Source organism: Acuticoccus sp. MNP-M23 (assembly GCF_031195445.1).
Classification (GTDB): Bacteria; Pseudomonadota; Alphaproteobacteria; order Rhizobiales; family Amorphaceae; genus Acuticoccus.
Genome location: NZ_CP133480.1, coordinates 1,542,178 through 1,562,741, shown reverse-complemented (window position 1 = coordinate 1,562,741; position 20,564 = coordinate 1,542,178). Strand labels below are relative to the sequence as shown.

At 66.1% G+C, this 20,564-nt stretch carries 20 protein-coding genes; 11 read left to right on the top strand and 9 right to left on the bottom strand.

The features are described 5' to 3' along the window. Window positions 1-304 precede the first annotated feature (304 nt). The 7 genes from RDV64_RS07410 (at window position 305) to phoB (ending at window position 8,165) form a co-directional block, all read left to right on the top strand. Entirely contained in the window at window positions 305-1,552 is a 1,248-nt protein-coding gene (locus RDV64_RS07410; protein ID WP_309198631.1) for an ATP-binding protein, read from the top strand. A gap of 139 nt (window positions 1,553-1,691) precedes the next feature. After that, window positions 1,692-2,735: a substrate-binding domain-containing protein gene (locus RDV64_RS07405; protein WP_309198629.1), complete on the top strand. Its 1,044-nt coding sequence runs from the start codon at window positions 1,692-1,694 to the stop codon at window positions 2,733-2,735. A 132-nt stretch (window positions 2,736-2,867) separates the two neighbouring features. Beyond that, window positions 2,868-4,241, top strand: a complete 1,374-nt coding sequence (gene pstC, locus RDV64_RS07400) for a phosphate ABC transporter permease subunit PstC (RefSeq protein WP_309198628.1) — start codon at window positions 2,868-2,870, stop codon at window positions 4,239-4,241. Window positions 4,242-4,260: 19 nt separating this feature from the next. After that, window positions 4,261-5,619, top strand: a complete 1,359-nt coding sequence (gene pstA, locus RDV64_RS07395) for a phosphate ABC transporter permease PstA (RefSeq protein ID WP_375143815.1) — start codon at window positions 4,261-4,263, stop codon at window positions 5,617-5,619. 42 nt (window positions 5,620-5,661) lie between these two features. After that, window positions 5,662-6,582 (top strand): phosphate ABC transporter ATP-binding protein PstB, encoded by a 921-nt coding sequence (gene pstB, locus RDV64_RS07390; protein WP_309198626.1) that lies wholly within the window; start codon window positions 5,662-5,664, stop codon window positions 6,580-6,582. Window positions 6,583-6,667: 85 nt separating this feature from the next. Beyond that, window positions 6,668-7,360 (top strand): phosphate signaling complex protein PhoU, encoded by a 693-nt coding sequence (gene phoU / locus RDV64_RS07385; protein ID WP_375143814.1) that lies wholly within the window; start codon window positions 6,668-6,670, stop codon window positions 7,358-7,360. Between the two features lie 109 nt (window positions 7,361-7,469). After that, the gene (gene phoB, locus RDV64_RS07380) at window positions 7,470-8,165 is read left to right on the top strand and encodes a phosphate regulon transcriptional regulator PhoB (RefSeq protein ID WP_309198624.1); all 696 of its coding nucleotides are present in this window, start codon (window positions 7,470-7,472) and stop codon (window positions 8,163-8,165) included. 60 nt (window positions 8,166-8,225) lie between these two features. On the opposite strand, the gene RDV64_RS07375 is transcribed toward phoB, so the two are convergent. After that, window positions 8,226-8,762: a GcrA family cell cycle regulator gene (locus RDV64_RS07375; protein ID WP_309198623.1), complete on the bottom strand. Its 537-nt coding sequence runs from the start codon at window positions 8,760-8,762 to the stop codon at window positions 8,226-8,228. Window positions 8,763-9,042: 280 nt separating this feature from the next. Here RDV64_RS07375 and RDV64_RS07370 point away from each other — a divergent pair, with 280 nt between their 5' ends. Beyond that, the gene (locus RDV64_RS07370; RefSeq protein WP_309198622.1) at window positions 9,043-10,239 is read left to right on the top strand and encodes an aspartate aminotransferase family protein; all 1,197 of its coding nucleotides are present in this window, start codon (window positions 9,043-9,045) and stop codon (window positions 10,237-10,239) included. Next, a complete protein-coding gene (argF, locus tag RDV64_RS07365; RefSeq protein ID WP_309198621.1) occupies window positions 10,236-11,180 on the top strand; it encodes an ornithine carbamoyltransferase in 945 nt (314 codons plus the stop codon). Before RDV64_RS07370 ends, argF begins: the two co-directional genes overlap by 4 nt. 28 nt (window positions 11,181-11,208) lie before the next feature. Here the strand turns inward: argF and RDV64_RS07360 are convergent, their stop codons facing one another. The 5 genes from RDV64_RS07360 to uvrC all read right to left on the bottom strand — a co-directional run bounded on the left by RDV64_RS07360 (window position 11,209) and on the right by uvrC (window position 15,429). Further along, on the bottom strand, window positions 11,209-11,622 hold the full coding sequence (locus RDV64_RS07360; RefSeq protein ID WP_309199452.1) for a carboxymuconolactone decarboxylase family protein: 414 nt from the start codon (window positions 11,620-11,622) through the stop codon (window positions 11,209-11,211). An 88-nt stretch (window positions 11,623-11,710) separates the two neighbouring features. Next, window positions 11,711-12,178, bottom strand: a complete 468-nt coding sequence (locus RDV64_RS07355) for a molybdenum cofactor biosynthesis protein MoaE (protein ID WP_375143798.1) — start codon at window positions 12,176-12,178, stop codon at window positions 11,711-11,713. Continuing rightward, the gene (gene moaD / locus RDV64_RS07350) at window positions 12,171-12,422 is read right to left on the bottom strand and encodes a molybdopterin converting factor subunit 1 (RefSeq protein WP_309198620.1); all 252 of its coding nucleotides are present in this window, start codon (window positions 12,420-12,422) and stop codon (window positions 12,171-12,173) included. Before moaD ends, RDV64_RS07355 begins: the two co-directional genes overlap by 8 nt. Next, window positions 12,419-13,465: a CDP-diacylglycerol--glycerol-3-phosphate 3-phosphatidyltransferase gene (gene pgsA, locus RDV64_RS07345; protein ID WP_309198619.1), complete on the bottom strand. Its 1,047-nt coding sequence runs from the start codon at window positions 13,463-13,465 to the stop codon at window positions 12,419-12,421. Before pgsA ends, moaD begins: the two co-directional genes overlap by 4 nt. Next, on the bottom strand, window positions 13,462-15,429 hold the full coding sequence (gene uvrC / locus RDV64_RS07340) for an excinuclease ABC subunit UvrC (protein ID WP_309198618.1): 1,968 nt from the start codon (window positions 15,427-15,429) through the stop codon (window positions 13,462-13,464). The genes pgsA and uvrC overlap by 4 nt, the downstream gene beginning before the upstream one ends. A gap of 113 nt (window positions 15,430-15,542) precedes the next feature. Here uvrC and RDV64_RS07335 point away from each other — a divergent pair, with 113 nt between their 5' ends. Continuing rightward, complete coding sequence (locus RDV64_RS07335; RefSeq protein WP_309198617.1) at window positions 15,543-16,322, top strand: SDR family oxidoreductase; 780 nt, start codon at window positions 15,543-15,545, stop codon at window positions 16,320-16,322. 178 nt (window positions 16,323-16,500) lie between these two features. Beyond that, a complete protein-coding gene (locus RDV64_RS07330) occupies window positions 16,501-16,731 on the top strand; it encodes a hypothetical protein (RefSeq protein WP_309198616.1) in 231 nt (76 codons plus the stop codon). Between the two features lie 21 nt (window positions 16,732-16,752). On the opposite strand, the gene RDV64_RS07325 is transcribed toward RDV64_RS07330, so the two are convergent. From RDV64_RS07325 to RDV64_RS07315, 3 genes are all read right to left on the bottom strand, one after another. After that, the gene (locus tag RDV64_RS07325) at window positions 16,753-17,511 is read right to left on the bottom strand and encodes an SDR family oxidoreductase (RefSeq protein ID WP_309198615.1); all 759 of its coding nucleotides are present in this window, start codon (window positions 17,509-17,511) and stop codon (window positions 16,753-16,755) included. A 232-nt stretch (window positions 17,512-17,743) separates the two neighbouring features. Beyond that, entirely contained in the window at window positions 17,744-18,616 is an 873-nt protein-coding gene (locus tag RDV64_RS07320; RefSeq protein WP_309198614.1) for a DUF3445 domain-containing protein, read from the bottom strand. Next, window positions 18,616-20,466, bottom strand: a complete 1,851-nt coding sequence (locus tag RDV64_RS07315; RefSeq protein WP_309198613.1) for a M3 family oligoendopeptidase — start codon at window positions 20,464-20,466, stop codon at window positions 18,616-18,618. The genes RDV64_RS07320 and RDV64_RS07315 overlap by 1 nt, the downstream gene beginning before the upstream one ends. Between the last annotated feature and the right edge of the window lie 98 nt (window positions 20,467-20,564).

The window sequence follows — 20,564 nt, the reverse complement described above, 5'->3', positions numbered from 1 at the left end:
CTGTCACTAATACGTAGTGCAACGCGATGCGGTTTTCGCGCACACTTCCGCGTGACAAACCTTAAGAGACCGCAATGGCGGCAATCGGCGGGACTTCGGCGTCGCTTTCTTCTATGAAGGGGGGATGCCTTCATCCGATTTTCGCAAATTTTGCGCAACGTGGCTGCAGGCAAGCCGTTTGCGCGTGGTGGCGGATCCTGCCGATGATCTGTTCGGATGGCGAAGGCAGCGCGTGGTAATTCTGTCCCGCGCCGATGCGCAGGCGGGACGGGCGGAATTTTTGGGGGATGCGTTGAAGGGGCCAGTGATACCAGTGCTCGCGTTTGCGGCAATGTCGGCGCTTTCCCTGCTGCTGGCTCCGGTGGCGTTCGTGCTGGCGGCGAGCGTTTGTGCGGCGCTGTTGCTGGTGGCCGGCCCGGCGCGCGCGGCTGACATTGGCGCCGAAGCTGCCTCGGACCCGGCCCTGCCCCCGGCCGACGAGGCGCTGACCCGGCGCGCAGGCGCCGCGACCCTTTCGGCCGACGCCCAGGCCATTCTCGATGCGATGCCCGACGCCTGCATCGTCCTCACCGGCGAACGCACGGTGGTGTGGGCGAATGCCGCCGCGCGCGAGCAGTTCGGCGATTTCGAGCCGGGCACGCCATTTTCCTTCACGATGCGTGTGCCGGAGCTTTTGCGGGCGCTCGAAAAGGCCAGCCGGCACGGGCTTTCGGAGCGGGCGCGCTGGTCGGTTCGCGTGCCGACGGGCCGGTGGTACGAAGCGTTCGTCACCCCGTTCCCGTTTGCGAGCGCGCCGAAGGATGCCATCGCCATCTTCGTGCGCGACCTCACCGAGCAGGAGCGGCTCGACCGGATGCGCGAAGACTTTGTGGCCAACGCCAGCCACGAGCTGCGCACGCCCCTTGCGGCCCTCACCGGCTTCATCGAGACCCTGCAGGGCCCTGCCAGGGACGATCCCGCCGCGCGCGAACAATTTCTCGACATCATGCGCCAGCAGGCCGAGCGGATGAAGCGGCTGACCGATGCGCTGCTCTCCCTCTCCCGCATCGAGATGCGCGCGCACGTTCGCCCGTCCGACAAGGTGGACCTTGCCGCCAGCGTCCGCAGCGCCGTGGAATTCACCCGCACCATGGCGCGCGAGGACAGCGTGACGCTGGAGCTTTCCATCGAGGAGGCGCCCCTGTTCGTCCGCGGTGATGGTGACGAGCTGGTCCAGCTCATCGGCAACCTCATCGAGAACGCCATCAAATATGGCGGCAAGGGCAAGCGCGTTCTGATTTCGGTCGCGCGTGAGCCTGCCGGCCGCGGCGAGGCGGCCTGCGTTTCGGTCGAGGATTTCGGCATCGGCATCGCGCCAGAGCACGTGCCGCGGCTGACGGAGCGCTTCTACCGGGTGGATGTGGAAGCGTCCCGCGCGCGGCGGGGAACCGGGCTGGGGCTTGCCATCGTCAAGCACATTGTGGCGCGGCACCGCGGCCGGTTGACGGTCCGCAGCGAGCTTGGCGCGGGTTCGACATTTGCGGTCAAGATCCCGATTTTTACCGAGCGCTGAAATCGCTTCCGGAACAGACATTTATGTTGTCATGGAAGGTTCATCGAACTGTCACGGTAACGTCAAGTGGGCACAATAGGCAGACCGGCAGAGGGCGGTGGTTAAACAAACCCGGCCGCCGCTTATGACAGGAGCCTTTGTGAAATTCACGAACTTTGCGAGCGTTGCAGCTCTCGCCGCCGCTGGCGTTCTCGCCGCGTCCGCCGCCTCCGCGCAGTCGCGTGACACCATCCAGATCGCCGGCTCTTCGACGGTCCTGCCGTTCGCCTCCGTTGTTGCCGAAGAATTCGGCAACGCCTTCCCCGAATACAACACCCCCGTGGTCGGCTCCGGCGGTTCTTCGGGCGGCCTGCGCCAGTTCTGCCAGGGCGTCGGTGAGAACACCATCGACATCGCCAACGCCAGCCGCGCCATTCGCGACAGCGAAATCCAGGCCTGCAACGACGCCGGCGTGAAGACCATCATCGAAGTGCGCGTCGGCTACGACGGCATCGTGTTCGCCTCCGATGCGTCCACCAACCACTTCGCCCTCGAGCCCGCACAGATCTACCAGGCGCTGGCCGCCAAGGTCCCGGTCGACGGCGAGCTGGTCGACAACCCCTACGCCAACTGGTCGGAAATCGACTCCAAGCTGCCGGACCAGGAAATCACCATGGTGATCCCGGGTACCAACCACGGCACTCGTGAAGTCTTCGAAGAAAACGTCGTCCTGCCGGGCTGCGAGTCCTTCGACGTCATCGAGTCCATGGAAAAAGACGCTGGTGAAGCCGCTTGCCTCGGCTTCCGCCAGGATGGCCGCGTGATCGAAGTCGCCGGCGACTACACCGAGACCCTCGGCCGCCTCGACGCGCAGCCGGCTGCCATCGGCGTGTTCGGCCTGTCCTTCTACGACCAGAACCGCGACCGGCTTCAGGTTGCCACCGTGAGCGGCGTCGAGCCGACCATGGAAAGCATCGCCACCGGTGAATATCCGGTCTCCCGCCCGCTGTTCTTCTACGTGAAGGGCGAGCACCTCGGCGTCATCCCCGGTCTCGAAGATTACGCCATGTACTTCGTGTCCGAGCAGGTTTCCGGCGCCGGTTCGCAGCTCGAAGCTGCCGGCCTGATCCCGCTTTCGGCTGACGAGCGTCAGGCGCAGATGGACAAGATCGCCAACAAGACCCCGGTCTCCGCGGCCGACTGATCGCAAAGCGCCGGCCCTCTCGCCGGCGCAACGCATTCGGGCCCGCTAATTGCAGCGGGTCCGTCTCTTTGGCGCGGTCCTGCGCCATCGTCATGGCACTCGCCGTCCGAAGAGCAAGGTGCTCACCTCACGATGTCCAGCTTCATCCCCGTCGCCGTGGTGCTGATCCTCCTCGGGATCGCCTACCAATGGGGCGTTTCGACGAGCCGCAAGGTTGCCACCGCATCAAGCGGACCGATGCATTCGCGGTTCGGCTATCACGGGCTCCTGGTGGCGCTGTGGTGCCTCATCCCCGCCGCCGTCACCTTCATCATCTATCTGGTGTTCGAGCCGATCATCTCCGACGCCATCCTCCAGTCCTACCTCCCGCCCGAGATTGCCGCCGACACCGGCGAGAGTGCCAACGCCCTGTCGCGGATGGCAAACATCGCCTCCGGTTTCGGGGCAGTGGGTGAGCTGACCGGTTACGAAAAGGCGGGTGCTGCCGCGCTGGAGCGTTTCCACGCGATTGCATGGTTCGCCGCAATCACCATTGCCGCTGCCCTTGGCGCGGCGGGTGCCGCGGTGGCCCGCAAGAAGATCTCGCCGGGTCTGAGGGCCCGCAACCGGGTGGAGCTTGCCATCCGCGTGGTGCTCATCACCTGCTCCGCCATTGCCGTGCTGACCACGGTCGGCATCGTCCTGTCGGTCCTGTCCGAAGCGCTGCGCTTCTTCTCCTACGTCAACCCGATGGACTTCCTGTTCGGCACCACCTGGAACCCGCGCTTCTCCTCCACCGGCACCGGCGGACAGGGCGACTTCGGCCTTCTGCCCCTCCTGTGGGGCACCATCATGATCACCATCATCGCGATGATGGTGGCGGTGCCCGTGGGCCTGATGTCGGCCATCTACCTCTCCGAATATGCCGGCCCGAAGTTCCGCTTCTTCGCCAAGCCCGCACTCGAAATTCTCGCCGGCATCCCCACCATCGTCTACGGCATCTTTGCCATCTTCACGGTGGGGCCGCTCTTCGCCTCTGTGGGCGACGCCATCGGCATCAACATCATGGCAACCAGCGCGTTCACCGCCGGTGTGGTGATGGGGATCATGATCATCCCGTTCGTGTCCTCGCTGTCGGACGACATCATCAGCCAGGTGCCCAAGGCGATGCGCGACGGCTCCTACGGCCTCGGCGCCACACAGTCGGAGACCATTCGCAAGGTGCTCCTGCCAGCGGCGCTGCCCGGCATTGTCGGTGCGTTCCTGCTGGCAATCAGCCGGGCCATCGGCGAAACGATGATTGTGGTGCTCGCCGCCGGCAACTCGCCGGTGCTGACGGGCAACCCGTTCGAGGCGGTCTCCACGGTGACCGTCACCATCGTCAACCAGCTCACCGGCGACACCGACTTTGCGAGCCCCCAGTCGCTGGTGGCCTTCGCGCTCGGCCTCACCCTCTTCATCATCACGCTGATCCTCAACGTGATGGCGATCTACATCGTGCGGAAATACCGCGAACAATATGAATAGGTCCGACATGGCGACCACGATGGCAGCGCAATCGGCCGGCGAGATCGAGCGCAACAACACGCGCGCGCAGGTCGAGGCGTCCATCGGCCGCCGCCGGCGCAACGAGGCGATCTTCAAGGGGATCGGCCTTGGCGCGGTGCTCATCGGCCTCACCTTCGTGGCGGTCCTGTTCGGGTCGATCTTCTACAAGGGCATCCCGGCCTTCACCCAGGCGACGCTGCACCTTCCGGTCACGTTCGACGCCGCCATCATCAAGGTTCCCGACCGCCCGCAGCAGATGCCCGGCGTGTCCGATGCGGACTACCAGCAGGAGCTGTACGCCTGGCAGCGCAAGCTGGTGTTCGTGAACTGGAACAAGATCGTCCAGAACGCCTTCGCCACGGTGTTGCCGGACGCCGCGGACAATGCGCGCGACGTTGGCGGCATGGTGGCCAGCGCCGAAAAGGTGCGCCTGCGCGACATGGTGGCCGACGATCCGTCGCTCATCGGCACCACGCAGGACGTCGCGCTGGTCGCCGCAGCCAACATCGATGTCTGGCTGAAGGGCAACATCGACCGGGACCTCCCCCAGTCCATGCAGCAGCTGTCCGCCAGGCAGCAGCAATGGGCCGACGCGCTCTACGATCGCGGCGTGATCGAGATGAACTTCTCCAGCACGCTGTTCACCAACGTGGATTCGCGCTCCTCGCCGGCCACGGCCGGCCTGCTGGGCGCCATCGTCGGCTCGGTGATGATGATGCTGGTGGTGATGCTGTTCGCCGTCCCCGTCGGCGTGATGGCCGCGGTGTACCTGGAAGAATTCGCGCCGCGGAACTGGTTCACCGACCTCATCGAGGTGAACATCAACAACCTTGCCGCGGTGCCTTCCATCGTCTTCGGCCTTCTGGGCGCTGCGGTCTTCATCAACCTCTTCGGTCTGCCGCTGTCGGCGCCTCTGGTCGGCGGCCTGGTCCTGTCGCTGATGACGCTGCCCACTGTCATCATCGCCTCGCGTGCGGCGCTGCGCGCGGTGCCGCCGTCGATCCGGCAGGCGGCGCTCGGCGTCGGCGCATCACCCACCCAGGCCATGTTCCACCACACGCTGCCGCTGGCGGTGCCGGGGATGCTGACCGGCGCCATCATCGGCGTGGCGCAGGCGCTCGGCGAGACCGCGCCGCTCCTGCTGATCGGCATGAACGCCTTCGTCGCGTCCGTCCCGTCGACCCCGCTGGATCAGGCGAGCGCGCTGCCGGTGCAGATCTATCTGTGGCAGGGCAACGAGCTGCGCAATTTCTTCGAGCCGCGCACGGCGGCCGCCATCATGGTCCTTCTGGGCGTGATGATCTCACTGAACACTCTTGCGATCCTTCTGCGTCATCGCTTCGAACGCCGCTGGTAATCCGGCGCGCGCCCGACCTGACGAACCCCTTCGAGGACCATCATGAAAACTGCGATGAACCAGACAGCGGACGAAACCGGCACCGGCGACCACGGCACCGCGCATGACGCCGCGTCGCTGGAAAGACAGGCCGAGACGGGGGGTGAGTTCACCCGCGACCACGATCTGGTGTTCGACACGATCCGCCGCCCCTTCGCACAGCCGCAGCGCGCCAAGATCGACGCGCGCGACGTCTGCGTCGACTACGGACAGAAGCGGGCGATCCATCACATCTCGATGGCGATCCCCGAAAAGTCGGTGACGGCCTTCATCGGCCCGTCGGGCTGCGGCAAGTCCACGTATCTGCGCTGCTTCAACCGGATGAACGACACCATCGACGGGTGCCGCGTGACCGGCCGGATCGAGATGGACGACGAGGACCTCAACAACCACGACCTCGACGTGGTGCTGCTGCGCGCCCGCGTCGGCATGGTGTTCCAGAAGCCGAACCCGTTCCCCAAGTCGATCTACGACAACATCGTCTACGGTCCAAAGATCCACGGCACAGCCACCAAGAAGGCCGACCTCGACATCATCGTCGAGCGGAGCCTGCGCCGTGCGGGCCTTTGGAACGAGGTGAAGGACAGGCTGAACGAGGCGGGCACCGGCCTGTCCGGCGGCCAGCAGCAGCGCCTGTGCATCGCGCGCGCCATTGCCGTGAACCCCGAAGTCATCCTGATGGACGAGCCTTGTTCGGCGCTCGATCCCATCGCAACCGGCACCGTGGAAACGCTGATCCACGAACTGCGCGAGAACTACACGATCGTCATTGTGACGCACTCGATGGCACAAGCCGAGCGCGTGAGCCAGAAGACGTGCTATTTCCACCTCGGCTATCTCGTCGAGGAAGGACCAACTGAAGAGATCTTCAATGATCCTCAAGAGGAGCGCACACGCCAGTATATAACTGGTGTGTTTGGGTAGGAATGCAGCCGTGGCACGTCATTGCGTGGTGTCCGGCGGACGGAGTCATGACGTGGGTATTGTTGTAAGAGACCAGTTTACCGAGATGCAGCGACTGGCAGGAGAAATCGCCGAGATGGGCGGGCTGGCCGAGCAGCTGGTGATGGAGAGCGTGACCGCGCTGACGCGGCTCGACACGCACCTCGCACGCCGGGTGATCGCGGCCGACCGCAAGCTCGACGCCATGCAGCGCAGCGTGGAGAACCACACGGTGGAGATGATCGTGGCGCACCGGCCCGAGGGCAAGGCGCTGCGCGAGCTGGTGGCGGGCCTGCGCATCTCGTCCGACCTCGAACGGGTCGGCGATCTGGCAAAGAACAACGCGAAGCGGTTGCTGGCCATCGAGAACAGCGCGCATCCGCCCCGCGTGGCGCTCGGCATCGAGCACATGTCGGAAATTGCGCTGGAGCAGCTGAAAACGGTGCTCGACGCGTTCACCAGCCAGGACGTGCCGGCTGCGCTGGACGTGCGCCTGCGCGACGACGAGGTGGACGCGATCCACACCTCCATCTTCCGCGAGCTGCTGACGTACATGATGGAGAATCCGCGGAACATCACGTTCTGCACGCATCTCCTGTTCTGCGCAAAGAACATCGAGCGCATCGGCGATCACGCGACAAATATTGCCGAGGCCATCCACTACGTCGTGACCGGCGAGCAGCCCGCGGAAGCTCGCGAAAAGTCCGACGCGTCGTCTTACCTGTCTGCGGATTTCACAGGCAACGTCGGCTTGCGCTGACGGTGACCGGGGCCGCTGACACTTTGTCAAAGGTTAGTTCATGCATGGACCCGACGCGGTTGAACCGTGTGGCAGCGATGCGCATGCGGTGCGGTCCAGGGGCGCGATAATGCCCCGCATCATGATTGTCGAAGACGAGGAGCCGCTAGTGCTTCTCCTGCGCTACAACCTCGAAGCGGAAGGCTATGCGGTCGATTCGTGCAGTCGCGGCGACGAGGCCGAGATGCGCCTTCTGGAACAGCCGCCCGATCTTCTGGTGCTCGACTGGATGCTGCCGGGCCTGTCCGGGATCGAGCTGTGCCGCCGGATCCGGTCCCGCCCGCAGACCGAGCATCTGCCCATCGTGATGCTGACGGCGCGCGGCGAGGAGACCGAGCGGGTGCGCGGCCTTGCCACCGGCGCCGACGACTACGTGACCAAGCCCTTCTCGACGCCCGAGCTGATGGCCCGCATCCGCGGCCTTCTGCGCCGCTCCAAGCCCGAAAAGGTTTCGGCGATGCTGCGCGCTGGCAGCCTGGAGCTGGATCGCACGATGCACCGCGTGCAGCGGGGCGGCCGCGAGGTGAAGCTGGGGCCGACCGAATTCCGCCTGCTTGAATTTCTGATGCAGTCACCCGGCCGCGTGTTCAGCCGCGAGCAGCTTCTGGACGGCGTGTGGGGGCGGGACGTTTACGTGGACGAACGCACGGTGGACGTGCACATCGGCCGCCTGCGCAAGCAGCTCAAGCGCGGCAAGGAGGCGGACCCGATCCGCACAGTGCGCGGCGCCGGCTACGCCTTCGACGACAGGTTCGGCGCCGACTGAGAGCGGCGCTTTTCAGGCTCGGCGCCGGCAATCGCCGCCGCCGCCTCATTGGTTGCCGCGTCAGCGCCCGGTGGGCTTGCGCGGCTTGTTGGTGCGGCCGGGGAATGCCACGTCGGCGTGGGCGGTGCAGTAGGTGTCGCCAGGTTCGGACCGCGCACCGCAGAAGCTGAAATTGTCGCCGGACGGATCGCCGATGGGCCAGCGGCATGTGCTGGCGCTGAGGTCCGTCAGCGTGATTCCGCCGCGCAAGGGCACCACCTCGGCAACATGCTGAGGTACGGGGGCCGGCTCGAAAACCTCCCGCTCGACCACCTTCACCGCAGCAGCGCCGGCCGCCATCACGCGCGGTTGTGCAGCGGGCTTTGGCGTTCGGACCGCAGCGGCTGCGGCGGCGGGCGAGACGGTGGCGGGCGCCGGTGCGGCGCGACGGGCTGCGGGGCGCGCCGTCTTCACGCGGCCCGACAGACCCAGCCGGTGGATCTTGCCGATCACCGCATTGCGCGTGACACCGCCCATCGTCCCGGCGATCTGGGACGCGGAGTGCCCCTCTGCCCAGAGCTTGCGCAGTTGTTCGATCCGCTCGTCGGTCCAGCTCATCGCAGTCCCCTTGCTGTCCACAAACAGCCCACAGGGAATCCAAAGGCGGCGCGCCGAAAACGGCACGGGAATCCACCGTGTTGGCTGAAGGCTGTGGAGCGCGTCATTTGCGCTCCTGTTCCTCATGAATCGTAAAGGAATTGACGAATCAGCGTCTAGAGTCAGCGAGTCGCGATGGACTCAAGAGTTGCTTTTTCCCCAACCATCGGGAAGAAGACGCGTTCGTCTTCGGGCGAGATACCCCAACTCTGTGGAGAAGCGCGTCAAGCGCGACACAATTATGACCGAACCCGCGTTGTTCGCCACCTACAACCGTATTCCCGTCTCGTTTGATTCGGGTGAGGGCGTCTGGCTGCACGGGTCCGACGGGCGACGATACCTCGACATGGGCGCCGGCATCGCCGTGTCCGCCCTTGGCCACCAGCATCCGCACCTTGTTGCGGAGATGCAGAAGGCCGTCGCCGGCGTGTGGCACACGTCCAACCTCTTTGAAATTCCGGAGCAGGCCCGCCTTGGCGAGCGCTTGGTGGCGGAGACGTTTGCCGAGCGCGTGTTCTTCTGCAACTCGGGCGCCGAGGCCAACGAGGCCGCGATCAAGACCGCGCGGCGCTACCAGTTCATCAACGGCCACCCGGAGCGCACCCGCATCATCACCATGGCGGGCGCCTTCCACGGGCGGACGCTCGGCACCATCGCGGCCGGCGGCTCGCCCAAATATCTGGAAGGCTTCGGCGAACCGCTCGCCGGGTTCGACCAGGCGCCGTATGATGACATTGAAGCGGTCAAGGCACTGATCGGGCCCGAAACGGCGGCGATCATGGTCGAGCCGATCCAGGGCGAGGGCGGCATCCGCCCGGTCTCGCGCGAAGTGCTGGCCGAGATGCGGGCGCTGTGCGACGAGCACGGCCTTCTCCTGGTGTTTGACGAGGTGCAAACGGGTGCAGGGCGCACCGGCACGCTGTTCGCCTATCAGTCGCTCGGCGTCACGCCCGACATTCTGGCGGCGGCCAAGGGCATCGGCGGCGGCTTCCCGCTCGGCGCGTGCCTTGCCACGGCGGATGCCGCGGCGGGCATGGTGCCCGGCACCCACGGCACCACCTATGGCGGCAACCGTCTTGCGTGCGTGGCGGGCAATGCCGTGCTCGACGTGCTTCTGGAGGACGGCTTTCTTGAAAAGGTCCGGCAGACCGGGCTTTACGCCAAGCAGGCGCTTGCCGGTCTGGTGGACAGCCATCCGGACATTTTCGAGACTGTGCGCGGCGAGGGGCTGATGATCGGCGTCAAATGCCGTGCGCCGGTGGCGGACATCACCAATGCTGCCCGCGCCGAAGGGCTGCTCGTCATCCCGGCCGGCGAAAACACCGCCCGCCTTCTGCCGCCGCTGGTGGCAACGGAGGCGGACATCCGCGAGGCGGTGGCGATGCTCGACCGTGCGGCAACCGCGGTGGAAGCCAAGAGTGCGGCGGCCCCGCAATGAGCGAGCCGATCCACTTCCTGGACCTTGCGAGCCAGCCGCAGGGCGCCCTTCGCGCCATTCTGGACGAGGCACACCGGATCAAGGGGGAGGGGCGCAAGCCCCGTCCCCGGACCGACGTTCTCGCCGGGCGCACGCTCGCCATGGTGTTCGAGAAGCCGTCCACCCGCACGCGCTTCTCGTTCGACCTTGCCATGCGCGAAATGGGCGGCGACACGATCGTCGCCAATGGCAGCGAGATGCAGCTCGGCCGCGGCGAATCGATGCCGGATACGGCGCGCGTCCTGTCCCGCTACGTCGACGCGGTGATGATCCGCATGCTCGACCACGACGCGCTCGCCGAGTTCGCCCGCCATGCCGAGATGCCGGTGATCAACGGCCTTACCCGCCGCTCGCACCCGTGCCAGATCATCGCGGACCTCATCACCATCGAGGAACGCCTCGGCCCCATCGAGGCGCGCACGGTGGCCTGGGTCGGCGACGGCAACAACATGACGGCAACCTTCCTGGAGGCTGCCGGCCCGCTGGGCTTCCGCATGCGCATCGCGACGCCGCCGGAGCTTGCCGTGCCGGACGATGTGGTGGAGGCCGCGCGTGCCGCCGGGGCCGACGTTTTCGTTTCCACCGACCCGCGCGAGGCGGTGGACGGCGCCGACGTTGTGGCGGCCGACTGCTTCGCCTCCATGGGCGACGAGGACGAGGCTCGCCGGCTGAAGTTGCTCATGCCCTACCAGGTGAACGATGACCTGATGGCGGCGGCAGCGCCCGGCGCCGTGTTCCTCCACTGCCTCCCCGCGCACCGCAACGAGGAAGTGACGGATGCGGTGATGGACGGCCCCCAGTCGGCCGTGTTCGACGAGGCGGAAAATCGCATCCACGCGCAAAAGGCCGTGCTTGCCTATGTGTTCGGGCTGATTGCGGTGGCCCCTGCCTCGGACCGCTGACACCTGATGGCGCGGTCGCCCCGCGCCATCACCCCTTCGGCGGCAAGAACCCGAGCCCGCCGGAAATCCGGTTCCAGGTATTGATGTTGGCGATCGCCACCGTCAGCTGCACCGCCTCCTCCTGCGAAAAATGCGCGAGCAATGCGGCAAATGCCTGGCGTGAGCCGGTTCCCGCGCGCATTCCGGTCAGGTGCTCGGCAAAGGCGAGCGCCGCCTTCTCGCGCGGCGAAAACAGCGCGCCGTGCTGCCATCCTTCAATGCTGGCCACCTTCGCATCGTCGATGCCGATGCGGCGCGCAATGCCCAGATGCAGCGCAATGCAGAAGGCGCAGCCGTTGATCTGCGAGATGCGCAGCTTGACGAGTTCGGTCAGTTCCCTGGAAAGGCCTGCGTCGTCCACCGCCTTGCCCATGGCAAGGAGGGCCGCGGAAGCCTCCGGCATCATGGCCTGGAATGTCTCGTAGGTGAGGCCCGGCGGGGCGGCGTTGTCGTTGGTGCTCAACTCGGGTTCAACCTTTGAAGGCGCTGGCTCAGGCCCAGCGGGCGCGGGCGGCATCGTCGGCGCTCTTTGCCTCGATCCACTCGCCCTTTGTGCCGTCCGCCAGATGTTCGCGCTTCCAGAACGGCGCGTCGGTCTTCAGGAAATCCATCACGAAGCGGGCGGCCTCGAAGGCGGCGTCGCGGTGGGCCGAGCCTGCCGCCACCAGAACGATGGGTTCACCCACCGCGACAACGCCGGTGCGGTGAACCGCGAGAACGCCGTCGAGCGGCCAGCGCGCCATGGCAGCCTCCGCGATGCGCTGCATCTCGGCCTCCGCCATGCCAGGATAATGCTCCAGCTCCAGCGCAGTGATCCGCCCGCCCTCGCCCCGGCAATAGCCGCTGAACGTGACCACCGCGCCGGTGTGATCGCGCGGCGATATTTCGGCCAGCCATGCCGCAGGGTCGAGCGGGCCGTCCAGCACGCCGACATGAAAGCGGGGCGGGGCGTCAGCCACCGGTCATCGGCGGAAAAAGGGCAATCTCGCCGGCATCGCGGATGGGCGTGTCGTGTGCCACGTGGCGGTGGTCTGCGGCGACGCGGATGAACGCGTCACGCTCCAGGGCATGGGCGTATTCCTCGCCCTTGCCCTTCAGGTGGAGGATCAGCTCGTGCGCTGTGGTGACGTCGGGCGGCAGGACGATGTCGTCCTCCGCGTGACCGATCCGCTCGCGCACCCAGGCGAAATACTTGACCTTCATTCTTCCTCGAACGCCTCCTTCGGCGTCTCCATCACGTATTGCACGAAGCTGGAGATGGTCATCAGCATGGCCGCCCACAGGATGAGGAGCGCCGCCACCCGCGCAACGGTGGGGAACGGCGCCAGCGGGGCGGCCATCAGCGCGGCCAGCGCCACCATCTGGAACGTGGTCTTCCATTTGCCCGCCATTGAGGGCGGCACCACGATGCCCTTGCCCGCCAGATGCTCCCGGTAGCCGGACATGGCAATTTCCCGCGCCAGAATGAGCGCGGCGGCAATCACGTTCAGCCCGTCGATCAGGCCGATGGCGCACAGCGCCAGCATCGTGACGGCGATCAGCAGCTTGTCGGCGATGGAGTCCATCATCCGGCCGAGATCGCTGGTCAGGTTCCAGGAGCGCGCGATGCGGCCGTCCAGCCAGTCGGTGATGGCGGCGAGCGCGAACACCACCAGTGCCAGCGTGAGGTTTACGCCCCACGGCCAGAGCAGAATGACCAGCAGCACGAAGATCGCGAGCCCGCGGAACACGGTGAGAATGTTCGGCAGCGTCATGTGGGAGAACAGCGACGGATAGGTTGGGCCTCCATGGGGGCGCTTTGCCGCAGCTGGCGCGGGCGGGGTGGCCGCCGGGGGTGCCGCCGCCGGGGCGGTGGCCGCTGCCGGGGCGGTGGCCGCAGGCGGGGTGGCCGCGGGAGCCGGTGCAGCTGCTGCGGGCGGTGCGGTTTGGGCGGGCTGCGCGGGTTCCGCCGGGGTCACTACTTCGGGCGTTGCAGCCGGCGGCGTTGCGACGACGGCGGGTTCGGGAATCCGGTCGGCTTCGTCCGAGGTGTCGGCCTCATCGGCCGGGTGGTTGTCGAGTGCGGTCTCCGGCAGGCCAGGCTCGGTGTCGGCCGCCATCTCGGGCGGTTCCGGAGTATCGGCCGAGGCCGGGCGTAAATTGCCGCCGGGGAGCCCGTCCAGCGGGGGTGGAACCTGTGTCGAACCCTCCTGGGAGACTGGGTCCTTGCGATGCGCCATGGCGCCTTCGTTTGTGTCATCAGTCATCGGGATGCCGGTGCGTTTGCCGCGTGAAAATGGTCATATACCCTTTTTGCGACGCTTTCCGAGATGCCGTCCACCTCTATCAGGTCGCCGACGCCAGCTTTGGACACGGCCTTGGCCGTGCCGAAATGCTTCAGGAGCGCCCGCTTGCGCGCCGCGCCAACGCCTTGGATTTCATCCAATGGATTGGCCGTAAACGCTTTTTTCCGTTTGGCGCGATGGGTGCCGATGGCAAAGCGGTGCGCCTCATCGCGCAGCCGCTGGATGAAATAGAGCACCGGATCGCGCGGTGGCAGACGGAAGGGTTTTTTTCCTGGAACGTGAAATTCCTCCCGTCCCGCATCGCGGTCGACGCCTTTGGCGACACCGACCATGGGCACGTCCTTGATGCCCAGTTCTTCCAGAACGCCGAGTGCCGCGGCGAGCTGCCCGGCGCCGCCGTCGATCAGCACCAGGTCCGGCCACGGGCCCATGGTGTCGCGTTCTGCGGACTGTCCCTCGCGCGGCGCTTCCTTCAAAAGCCGGGCAAAGCGGCGGGTCAGCACCTCGTGCATCATGCCGAAATCATCTCCCGGCGTGATCTCCTGCGACTTGATGTTGAACTTGCGGTAGTGCTGCTTGGAGAAACCCTCCGGCCCCGCGACAATCATTCCGCCGACCGCGTTGGTGCCCATGATGTGAGAGTTGTCGTAGACCTCCACGCGCATCGGCGGCGCCGCGAGGCCGAATGTTTCGGCAAGGCCGGACAGAAGCTTGCCCTGACTCTGCTTGTCCGCCAGCCGCCGGCCGAGCGCCTCGCGCGCATTGGTCAGCGCATGGTCCACCAGCTCGCGCTTGGTGCCGCGCTGGGGCACCGAAACCTCCACCTTGCGCCCCGCCTTCTGGGTGAACGCCTCGGCCAGCAGGCCGCGCTCCGCCGGATCGTGGGACAGGAAGATCGTGCGGGGGACGGGTTTGTCGTCATAGAACTGCGCCAGAAAGGTCTCCAGCACCTCGGGTGCATCAAGCCCCTCGTCGCGCGGGAAGAAGGCGCGGTTGCCCCAGTTCTGCCCGGTGCGGAAGAAGAACACCTGCACGCAGGTCTCCCCGCCATCCTGGTAGACGGCGAACACGTCCGCCTCGTCGATGCCCTGGGCGTTGATGCCCTGGTGGCTGTCGACGTGGGAGAGGGAGGCCAGCCGGTCGCGGATCACGGCCGCCCGCTCGAACTCCATCTTCTCGGAGGCTTCCTCCATTTCGTCGGCAAGTTTGGTGCGGATCGCCTTGGATCTGCCGGAGAGGAACGCCTTGGTTTCGGCGACCAGCGCCGCATAGTCCTCCAGCGACACCTCGCGGGTGCACGGCGCCGAGCAGCGCTTGATCTGCCACAGGAGGCACGGGCGCGTGCGCGAATCGTAGACGCTGTCCGAGCAGGAGCGGATCAGGAATGATTTCTGCAGCGCGTTGATGGTGCGGTCCACCGCGCCGGCCGAGGCGAACGGGCCGAAATAGGTGCCCTTGCGCGAGTGGGCGCCGCGGTGCTTGAGGATCTGCGGTGCCTCGTGCTCGCCCGTGAGCAGGATGTAGGGGAAGGACTTGTCGTCCCGCAGCAGCACATTGTAGCGCGGGCGAAAGCGCTTGATGAGGTTCGCTTCGAGCAGCAGCGCCTCGGATTCCGTGCTGGTGGTGACGAACTCCATCGCCACCGTGCGGTTGACCATGCTCATCAGCCGCGCTGACAGGCCGATGGGACGCGAGTAGTTCACCACCCGCTTTTTCAGGTTGCGCGCCTTGCCCACGTAAAGCACGTCGCCCGCCTCATCCAGCATCCGGTAGACGCCGGGGGCATTGGGCAGGTGGCGCACGGTTTCCGTGATCAGCTCGAAGCCGGTGGCGCGGATATCGGAGCGGCGAAAGCGCACCTCCTCGAAGATCTCGCGGTCCGATCCCGACTGCGGCGCGTCCTTGATGCGGGTGATCTCTTCCATGCCCTCTATCTGGCGCACCAGCGGCCCGGCTGCAATTGACCGCACCCCGCAAGGTGGAACGTCATTGCCGCACTGGTGCTTCTCCGCACAGGATTTCTCGGAGTAACAAGCACATGGACCTCAAGCTCAACGGACGGCGCGCCATCATCACAGGTGGCAGCGGCGGGCTCGGCCTTGCCACGGCGGACATTCTGGTGGCCGAAGGCGCGACTGTCATCCTCACCGATCTCGACGAGGATGCGGTGACGAAGGCTGCAAAGAAGCTCGGCGTGGACGGCATTGCAGCAGACCTTTCGACAACGCCCGGCGCCGAGGAACTTTACAAGAAAACCGGCGATGTGGACATCTTGATCCATGCCGCGGGCGTGACCGGCGCGAAGGGCGATCCGCTGGAAATGAAAGACGAGGACTGGGACGAGGCGCACCAGATCGACTTCATGTCAGCGGTGCGGATGGCCCGGCTTTACGGGCCTGCGATGATAGAGAAGGGTTGGGGGCGGATGGTGTTCGTCACCTCCGAAAATGCCGCGCAGCCCTATCCGGACGAGTCGGTCTACAACGTGGCGAAGGTGGGGATTGCCAGCTTTGCCAAGTCGGTCTCGATGCAGCATGCCGGCAAGGGGCTGCTTGCCAACTGCGTTGCCCCTGCATTCATCAAGACGCCGATGACGGATGGAATGATGGAAAAGCTCGCCAAGGAACGCGGCATCAGCGTGGACGAGGCGGTTGAGGTGTTTCTGGCCGAGGAACGTCCGTATCTGGCGCTGAAACGTCGCGGTGAGGTTGAGGAAGTCGCCCCTGTGATTGCATTGCTGGCATCCGAGCGGGCGAGTTTTGTGGTGGGTGCCAACTGGCGTGTCGACGGCGGCGCGGTCGGCACAATATCCCTCTAAACTGCTGAAAAAATTTGGATTATTGGCTCTTCAAATCTTCCCGTCTGCGTGCCGGTCGCGCGGGATGGGAAGGTTCTCCGGCTTTCGATTATACAAAAACTGCAATGTATGGTTGACAACCTGGGGGCGTATTGTTTTTTATTTGAACTGCAGATTGTTAGATCTCTGGTGGATTGCAATGAAAATGAATCAAAACGAAAAGCAGGACAAGTTTCGTGAAGCAGCGGTCCGGCGCGTTCGCAACGTCGAGACCACTCTGCGCCGCGTCAGAAATCTGTCGAATCCATCGTCCTACGCCTACACGCCGGACGAAATCGAGATGATTTTCGAGCACTTGCAGACCGTGCTCGACCGCACGCGGGACAGCTTTGCGCTGCAGCGGGAGCAGCAGCAATTCTCGCTGCGCTGAACGGGTCTCGCGCTGCCTCAACTACTCGTTGATGACAGCGTCGGGTGTCTGCCACGACAGGTGCTGGCCGCCATCGAGGGCGAGCATCTGCCCGGTGATCGATTGCGCACCGTGCAGGTAGCGGACGGTGCGGCCGAAATCGGCAAGGTCCGGGGCTTTCCCGAGCGGGACGGCGGCCACGATGGCGCCGAAATCCGCGTCGGTCTGGCTGGCAGCCTTCAGCGTCGGTCCGGGTGCAATGGCGTTGACGCGCACATCCGGGGCCAGAGCTTGCGCCATGGTGCGTGTCAGCCACCACAGCGCCGCCTTTGAGGCGCTGTAGCTGAGATAGCGCGGCGTCGGTTTCCAGACACGCTGGTCGATGATGTTGACCGCAAGGCGGGACAGGCCGGGACTGTCCGTCTGTGCGGCCAGCGCGGATGTCAGCCGTGCCGGCGCTTCCGCGTTGATGGCCATGTGCGAGCGCCACAGCGGGCTCGCCAGCGACTGCGCATCGTCCGGCGCGAACTGTGAAGCGTTGTTGACGAGAAGGGACAAAGGGCCGAGTGCGTCAATGGCGGCCGGCACCAGCGCTTCCACGTCCGCCGGGTCCGCAAGGTCGCCGGTGAGGACGGTGGTTGCGACCCCGTGGTCGCGGGCCAGCCTTTCGGACAGGTCGCGGGCGGCATCCACCGAGCGGTTGGCGTGGATCGCGATGTCGTAGCCGTGCGCGGCAAGGTCCGTCGCAATGGCCCGGCCGATGCGGTGGGCAGCGCCGGTGATGAGCGCAGTCTTGTGCATGGGCCATGCCTTCCTGCCGCACGGGCGGCTCGTCTGGATTGTCTGCGGCCGCGCGTTCAGCGCCGGTTGAGCGCACCAGGTGGTGCCCGGCGATATTCACGAATGGTCTGTTTGCGCAATTCCGGCAAGCTACCGGAGGGCTTCTGCGACATACGGCTCACGGGGCATGCCGCGCGTCGTGCGCAGGGTGGTCTGCGTTCTGGCGGTCCGCAATTTCCCGGCTGTCGCGCGCTCACGCAGGCGCACTGCCAGCCAGATTTTCCAGCTCGGCGGCCAGATCGTCTCGGGCGGGCGCGAGGTTCTTGTAGGCGAGTTCGTCGGCGGAGAGGCCGCGCAGGCGTGCGGCGAGCGCTCCGGCCAGATGCGGGCCGTCCGGGTGAGCGGAGAGGGCCGCCAGAGGGTCGAGGCAGACCTTGATGGTGAACAGCAGGTCCTGACTGACGGGCAGCCGTGTCAGGGTCTGGCGCTCGACGCGGATGAGGGCGGGTGCATCCGGCGGGGGCGGCGGCGCAGGCCGGTGCTTGGAGCGGGCATCGCGCAGACCGCCCCCGCGCTGGATCGACCAGTTCAGCCGCCATACCGGCGCGCCAACCTTGAGCGCATCGAATATGCGGTGGACGCGCGTTGCCATCGGCCCCGCCCAGCCCGGCACGTCGGTGTGAATGGCGTCCATCGGCTGGCCGAATTTTTCCGCCAGAATCCAGGCCGAAGGGTAGGCGAGTGCGGCCGCTGCCAGACGCCACTCGCCGTCCGGCCCGCGCCGCATCAGCACGAGGTCTTCCTGCACGCTATGGGCCGCGGCCAGAAGCGGCGGCGTGTGCGGCAAGGTGGAGGGGCCCGGCAAAATGCCGCCAGTGGCGAGAAAGGCGGCAACCCGGTCCGCCGCCTCCTCCTGCGCCGCCAGAGTGCCCCGCGCCGCCATGAAGGCGTCCGGCTCTGCGGCGAAGATCGCGGCCCGTTCGGCCAGTTCCGCCTCGCGGTTCTCGTCGATTTCCAGCCAATTGGCTGGATCCAGCGGCGCCATGGCGATGGTGAACGGCCGGTGGCGCCCCGCGTAGGGGGTGTGGCGCGGGCGCGGACGATCCGCCGCGCCCGCGCCGGGCATCAGGCTGCGGCGGCGTCGGCGGCTTCCAGCTCGTCGATCAGCCCTTCGATGACGGAAAGGCCGGTCTGCCAGAAGGCCGGATCGCGCGCATCGAGGCCGAACGGGGCCAGAAGCTCGGAGTGGTGCTTGGTGCCACCGGCGGCCAGCAGCGCGAAATACTTGTCCGCAAAGCCTTCGGGGTTCTTTTCGTAGACGCCGTAGAGCGAGTTCACCAGGCAGTCGCCGAACGCGTAGGCGTAGACATAGAACGGCGCGTTGATGAAGTGCGGGATGTAGGACCAGAAGATCTCGTAGCCGTCGTTGATCCGCACGGCATCGCCAAGGCTCTCCTCCTGCACCTTGAGCCAGATCTCGCCGAGCCGCTCAACGGTCAGCTCACCCTCGCGCCGCTCGGTGTGGACCCGCCGCTCGAAGGTGTAGAACGCGATCTGCCGAACCACGGTGTTGATCATGTCCTCCACCTTGGCCGCCAGCATGGTGCGGCGGGTGGCGGCATCGGGCGCCGCGTCGAGCAGGCGGCGGAAGGTCAGCATCTCGCCGAACACGGAGGCGGTTTCGGCCAGCGTCAGGGGCGTCGGTGCCATCAGCGCGCCGTTGGGGGCCGCGAGAAGCTGGTGGACGCCGTGGCCAAGCTCGTGGGCGAGCGTCATCACATCGCGCGACCGGCCCTGGTAGTTCAGGAGAACGTAGGGGTGCGAGGAGGGGACGGTCGGGTGCGCGAACGCGCCGGGCGCCTTGCCGGGGCGGGTCGGCGCGTCGATCCAGGCATTGTCGAAGAAGCGCTTGGCGAGATCCGACAGCTCGGGCGAAAAATCGCCGTATGCGGAGAGCACCATCTCCTGCGCGTCCGGCCAGGCGATCGTTCGGTCGTCCGAATCGGGCAGGGGTGCGTTGCGGTCCCAGGTGTCGAGCTGGTCCTTGCCGAACCACTTGGCCTTGAGCTTGTAGTAGCGGTGCGACAGGCGCGGGTAGGCGTCCTGCACGGCGGTGACGAGCGCGTCCACCACCTCGGCCTCCACGCGGTTCGCGAGGTGACGGGAGTCGGCCACATCCTTGAAGCCGCGCCAGCGGTCGGACACTTCCTTGTCCTTGGCGAGGGTGTTGGTGATCAGCGCGAAGGTCCGCTCGTTGCCCTTGAGCCCGGCAGCGATGCCCTCGGCGGCGCGCTTGCGGGTGGCTTCGTCGCTGTCCAGCAGCGCGTTCAGCGCCTCCTCCAGCGTCACCTTCTCTTTGTCGCCCATGTCGACGCGGATGGCGGCGATGGTCTCGTCGAACAGGCGAGACCAGCCGTTGCGGGACGAGACCGCCTTGTCGAGGAACAGGCGCTCGATGTCATCGGAGAGCTGGTAGGGCCGTTCCTTGCGCAGATCGTCGATGAAGGGGGTGTAGCGGGCCGCATCCGCGTCCGTCAGCGCCGTGTCCATCACGCCGTCGTCGACCCGGTTCAGCTCCAGGCCGAAGAAGAGGAGGTGGGCGCTGAGCGTGGTCAGCTTGTCGGCAATGTCGCCGTAGGCCTTGGCGTAGACCGGGTTGGTGGTGTCGGTCGCGTAGAGCAGGCCGGCGTAGGAGCCGATCCGGCCGGCGCGGTCCTCCAGTCCCTCGTAGTGCTTCAGCGCCGCGGTGAGCGCCTTGCCGCCATCCGGCGCCGCCAGCAGATCACCGAGCTTGCCCTTGTACTGGGCCTCGAAGGCGCGCGCGTCGTCGGCCAGCGCCTTGAGATCGCCGGTAAGCACAGGATCGTCGGGCCCGGCATAAAGGTCGGTCAGGTCCCATTCGGGGAGCTTGCCGAGGCGGGTTGCGGCGTGGGCGCGTTCGGCGGTGTCGTGTGGCAAATTTGCGGGCGTGCGCATGAATCTCTTTCGGCTCTGCGGTCAAAATTGCGCGGCATTAATCTTGGGGTGCCGACGCGATGGTATGGCAAGGCGCGGGGGATTGCCTCCCCCTAAGA

Excerpts from the sequence above, each read along its gene's own strand:
- uvrC (WP_309198618.1), bottom strand. The coding sequence starts at position 15,429 with ATGGAAGAGATCACCCGCATCAAGGACGCGCCGCAGTCGGGATCGGAC.
- RDV64_RS07320 (WP_309198614.1), bottom strand. The coding sequence starts at position 18,616 with ATGCCCGGCGCGGGCGCGGCGGATCGTCCGCGCCCGCGCCACACCCCC.
- pstB (WP_309198626.1), top strand. The coding sequence starts at position 5,662 with ATGAAAACTGCGATGAACCAGACAGCGGACGAAACCGGCACCGGCGAC.
- RDV64_RS07360 (WP_309199452.1), bottom strand. The coding sequence starts at position 11,622 with ATGCCGGAGGCTTCCGCGGCCCTCCTTGCCATGGGCAAGGCGGTGGAC.
- RDV64_RS07335 (WP_309198617.1), top strand. The coding sequence starts at position 15,543 with ATGGACCTCAAGCTCAACGGACGGCGCGCCATCATCACAGGTGGCAGC.
- pgsA (WP_309198619.1), bottom strand. The coding sequence starts at position 13,465 with ATGACTGATGACACAAACGAAGGCGCCATGGCGCATCGCAAGGACCCA.
- RDV64_RS07370 (WP_309198622.1), top strand. The coding sequence starts at position 9,043 with ATGACCGAACCCGCGTTGTTCGCCACCTACAACCGTATTCCCGTCTCG.
- phoU (WP_375143814.1), top strand. The coding sequence starts at position 6,668 with ATGCAGCGACTGGCAGGAGAAATCGCCGAGATGGGCGGGCTGGCCGAG.
- argF (WP_309198621.1), top strand. The coding sequence starts at position 10,236 with ATGAGCGAGCCGATCCACTTCCTGGACCTTGCGAGCCAGCCGCAGGGC.
- RDV64_RS07330 (WP_309198616.1), top strand. The coding sequence starts at position 16,501 with ATGAAAATGAATCAAAACGAAAAGCAGGACAAGTTTCGTGAAGCAGCG.
- phoB (WP_309198624.1), top strand. The coding sequence starts at position 7,470 with ATGCCCCGCATCATGATTGTCGAAGACGAGGAGCCGCTAGTGCTTCTC.
- pstC (WP_309198628.1), top strand. The coding sequence starts at position 2,868 with ATGTCCAGCTTCATCCCCGTCGCCGTGGTGCTGATCCTCCTCGGGATC.
- pstA (WP_375143815.1), top strand. The coding sequence starts at position 4,261 with ATGGCAGCGCAATCGGCCGGCGAGATCGAGCGCAACAACACGCGCGCG.
- moaD (WP_309198620.1), bottom strand. The coding sequence starts at position 12,422 with ATGAAGGTCAAGTATTTCGCCTGGGTGCGCGAGCGGATCGGTCACGCG.
- RDV64_RS07325 (WP_309198615.1), bottom strand. The coding sequence starts at position 17,511 with ATGCACAAGACTGCGCTCATCACCGGCGCTGCCCACCGCATCGGCCGG.
- RDV64_RS07315 (WP_309198613.1), bottom strand. The coding sequence starts at position 20,466 with ATGCGCACGCCCGCAAATTTGCCACACGACACCGCCGAACGCGCCCAC.
- RDV64_RS07375 (WP_309198623.1), bottom strand. The coding sequence starts at position 8,762 with ATGAGCTGGACCGACGAGCGGATCGAACAACTGCGCAAGCTCTGGGCA.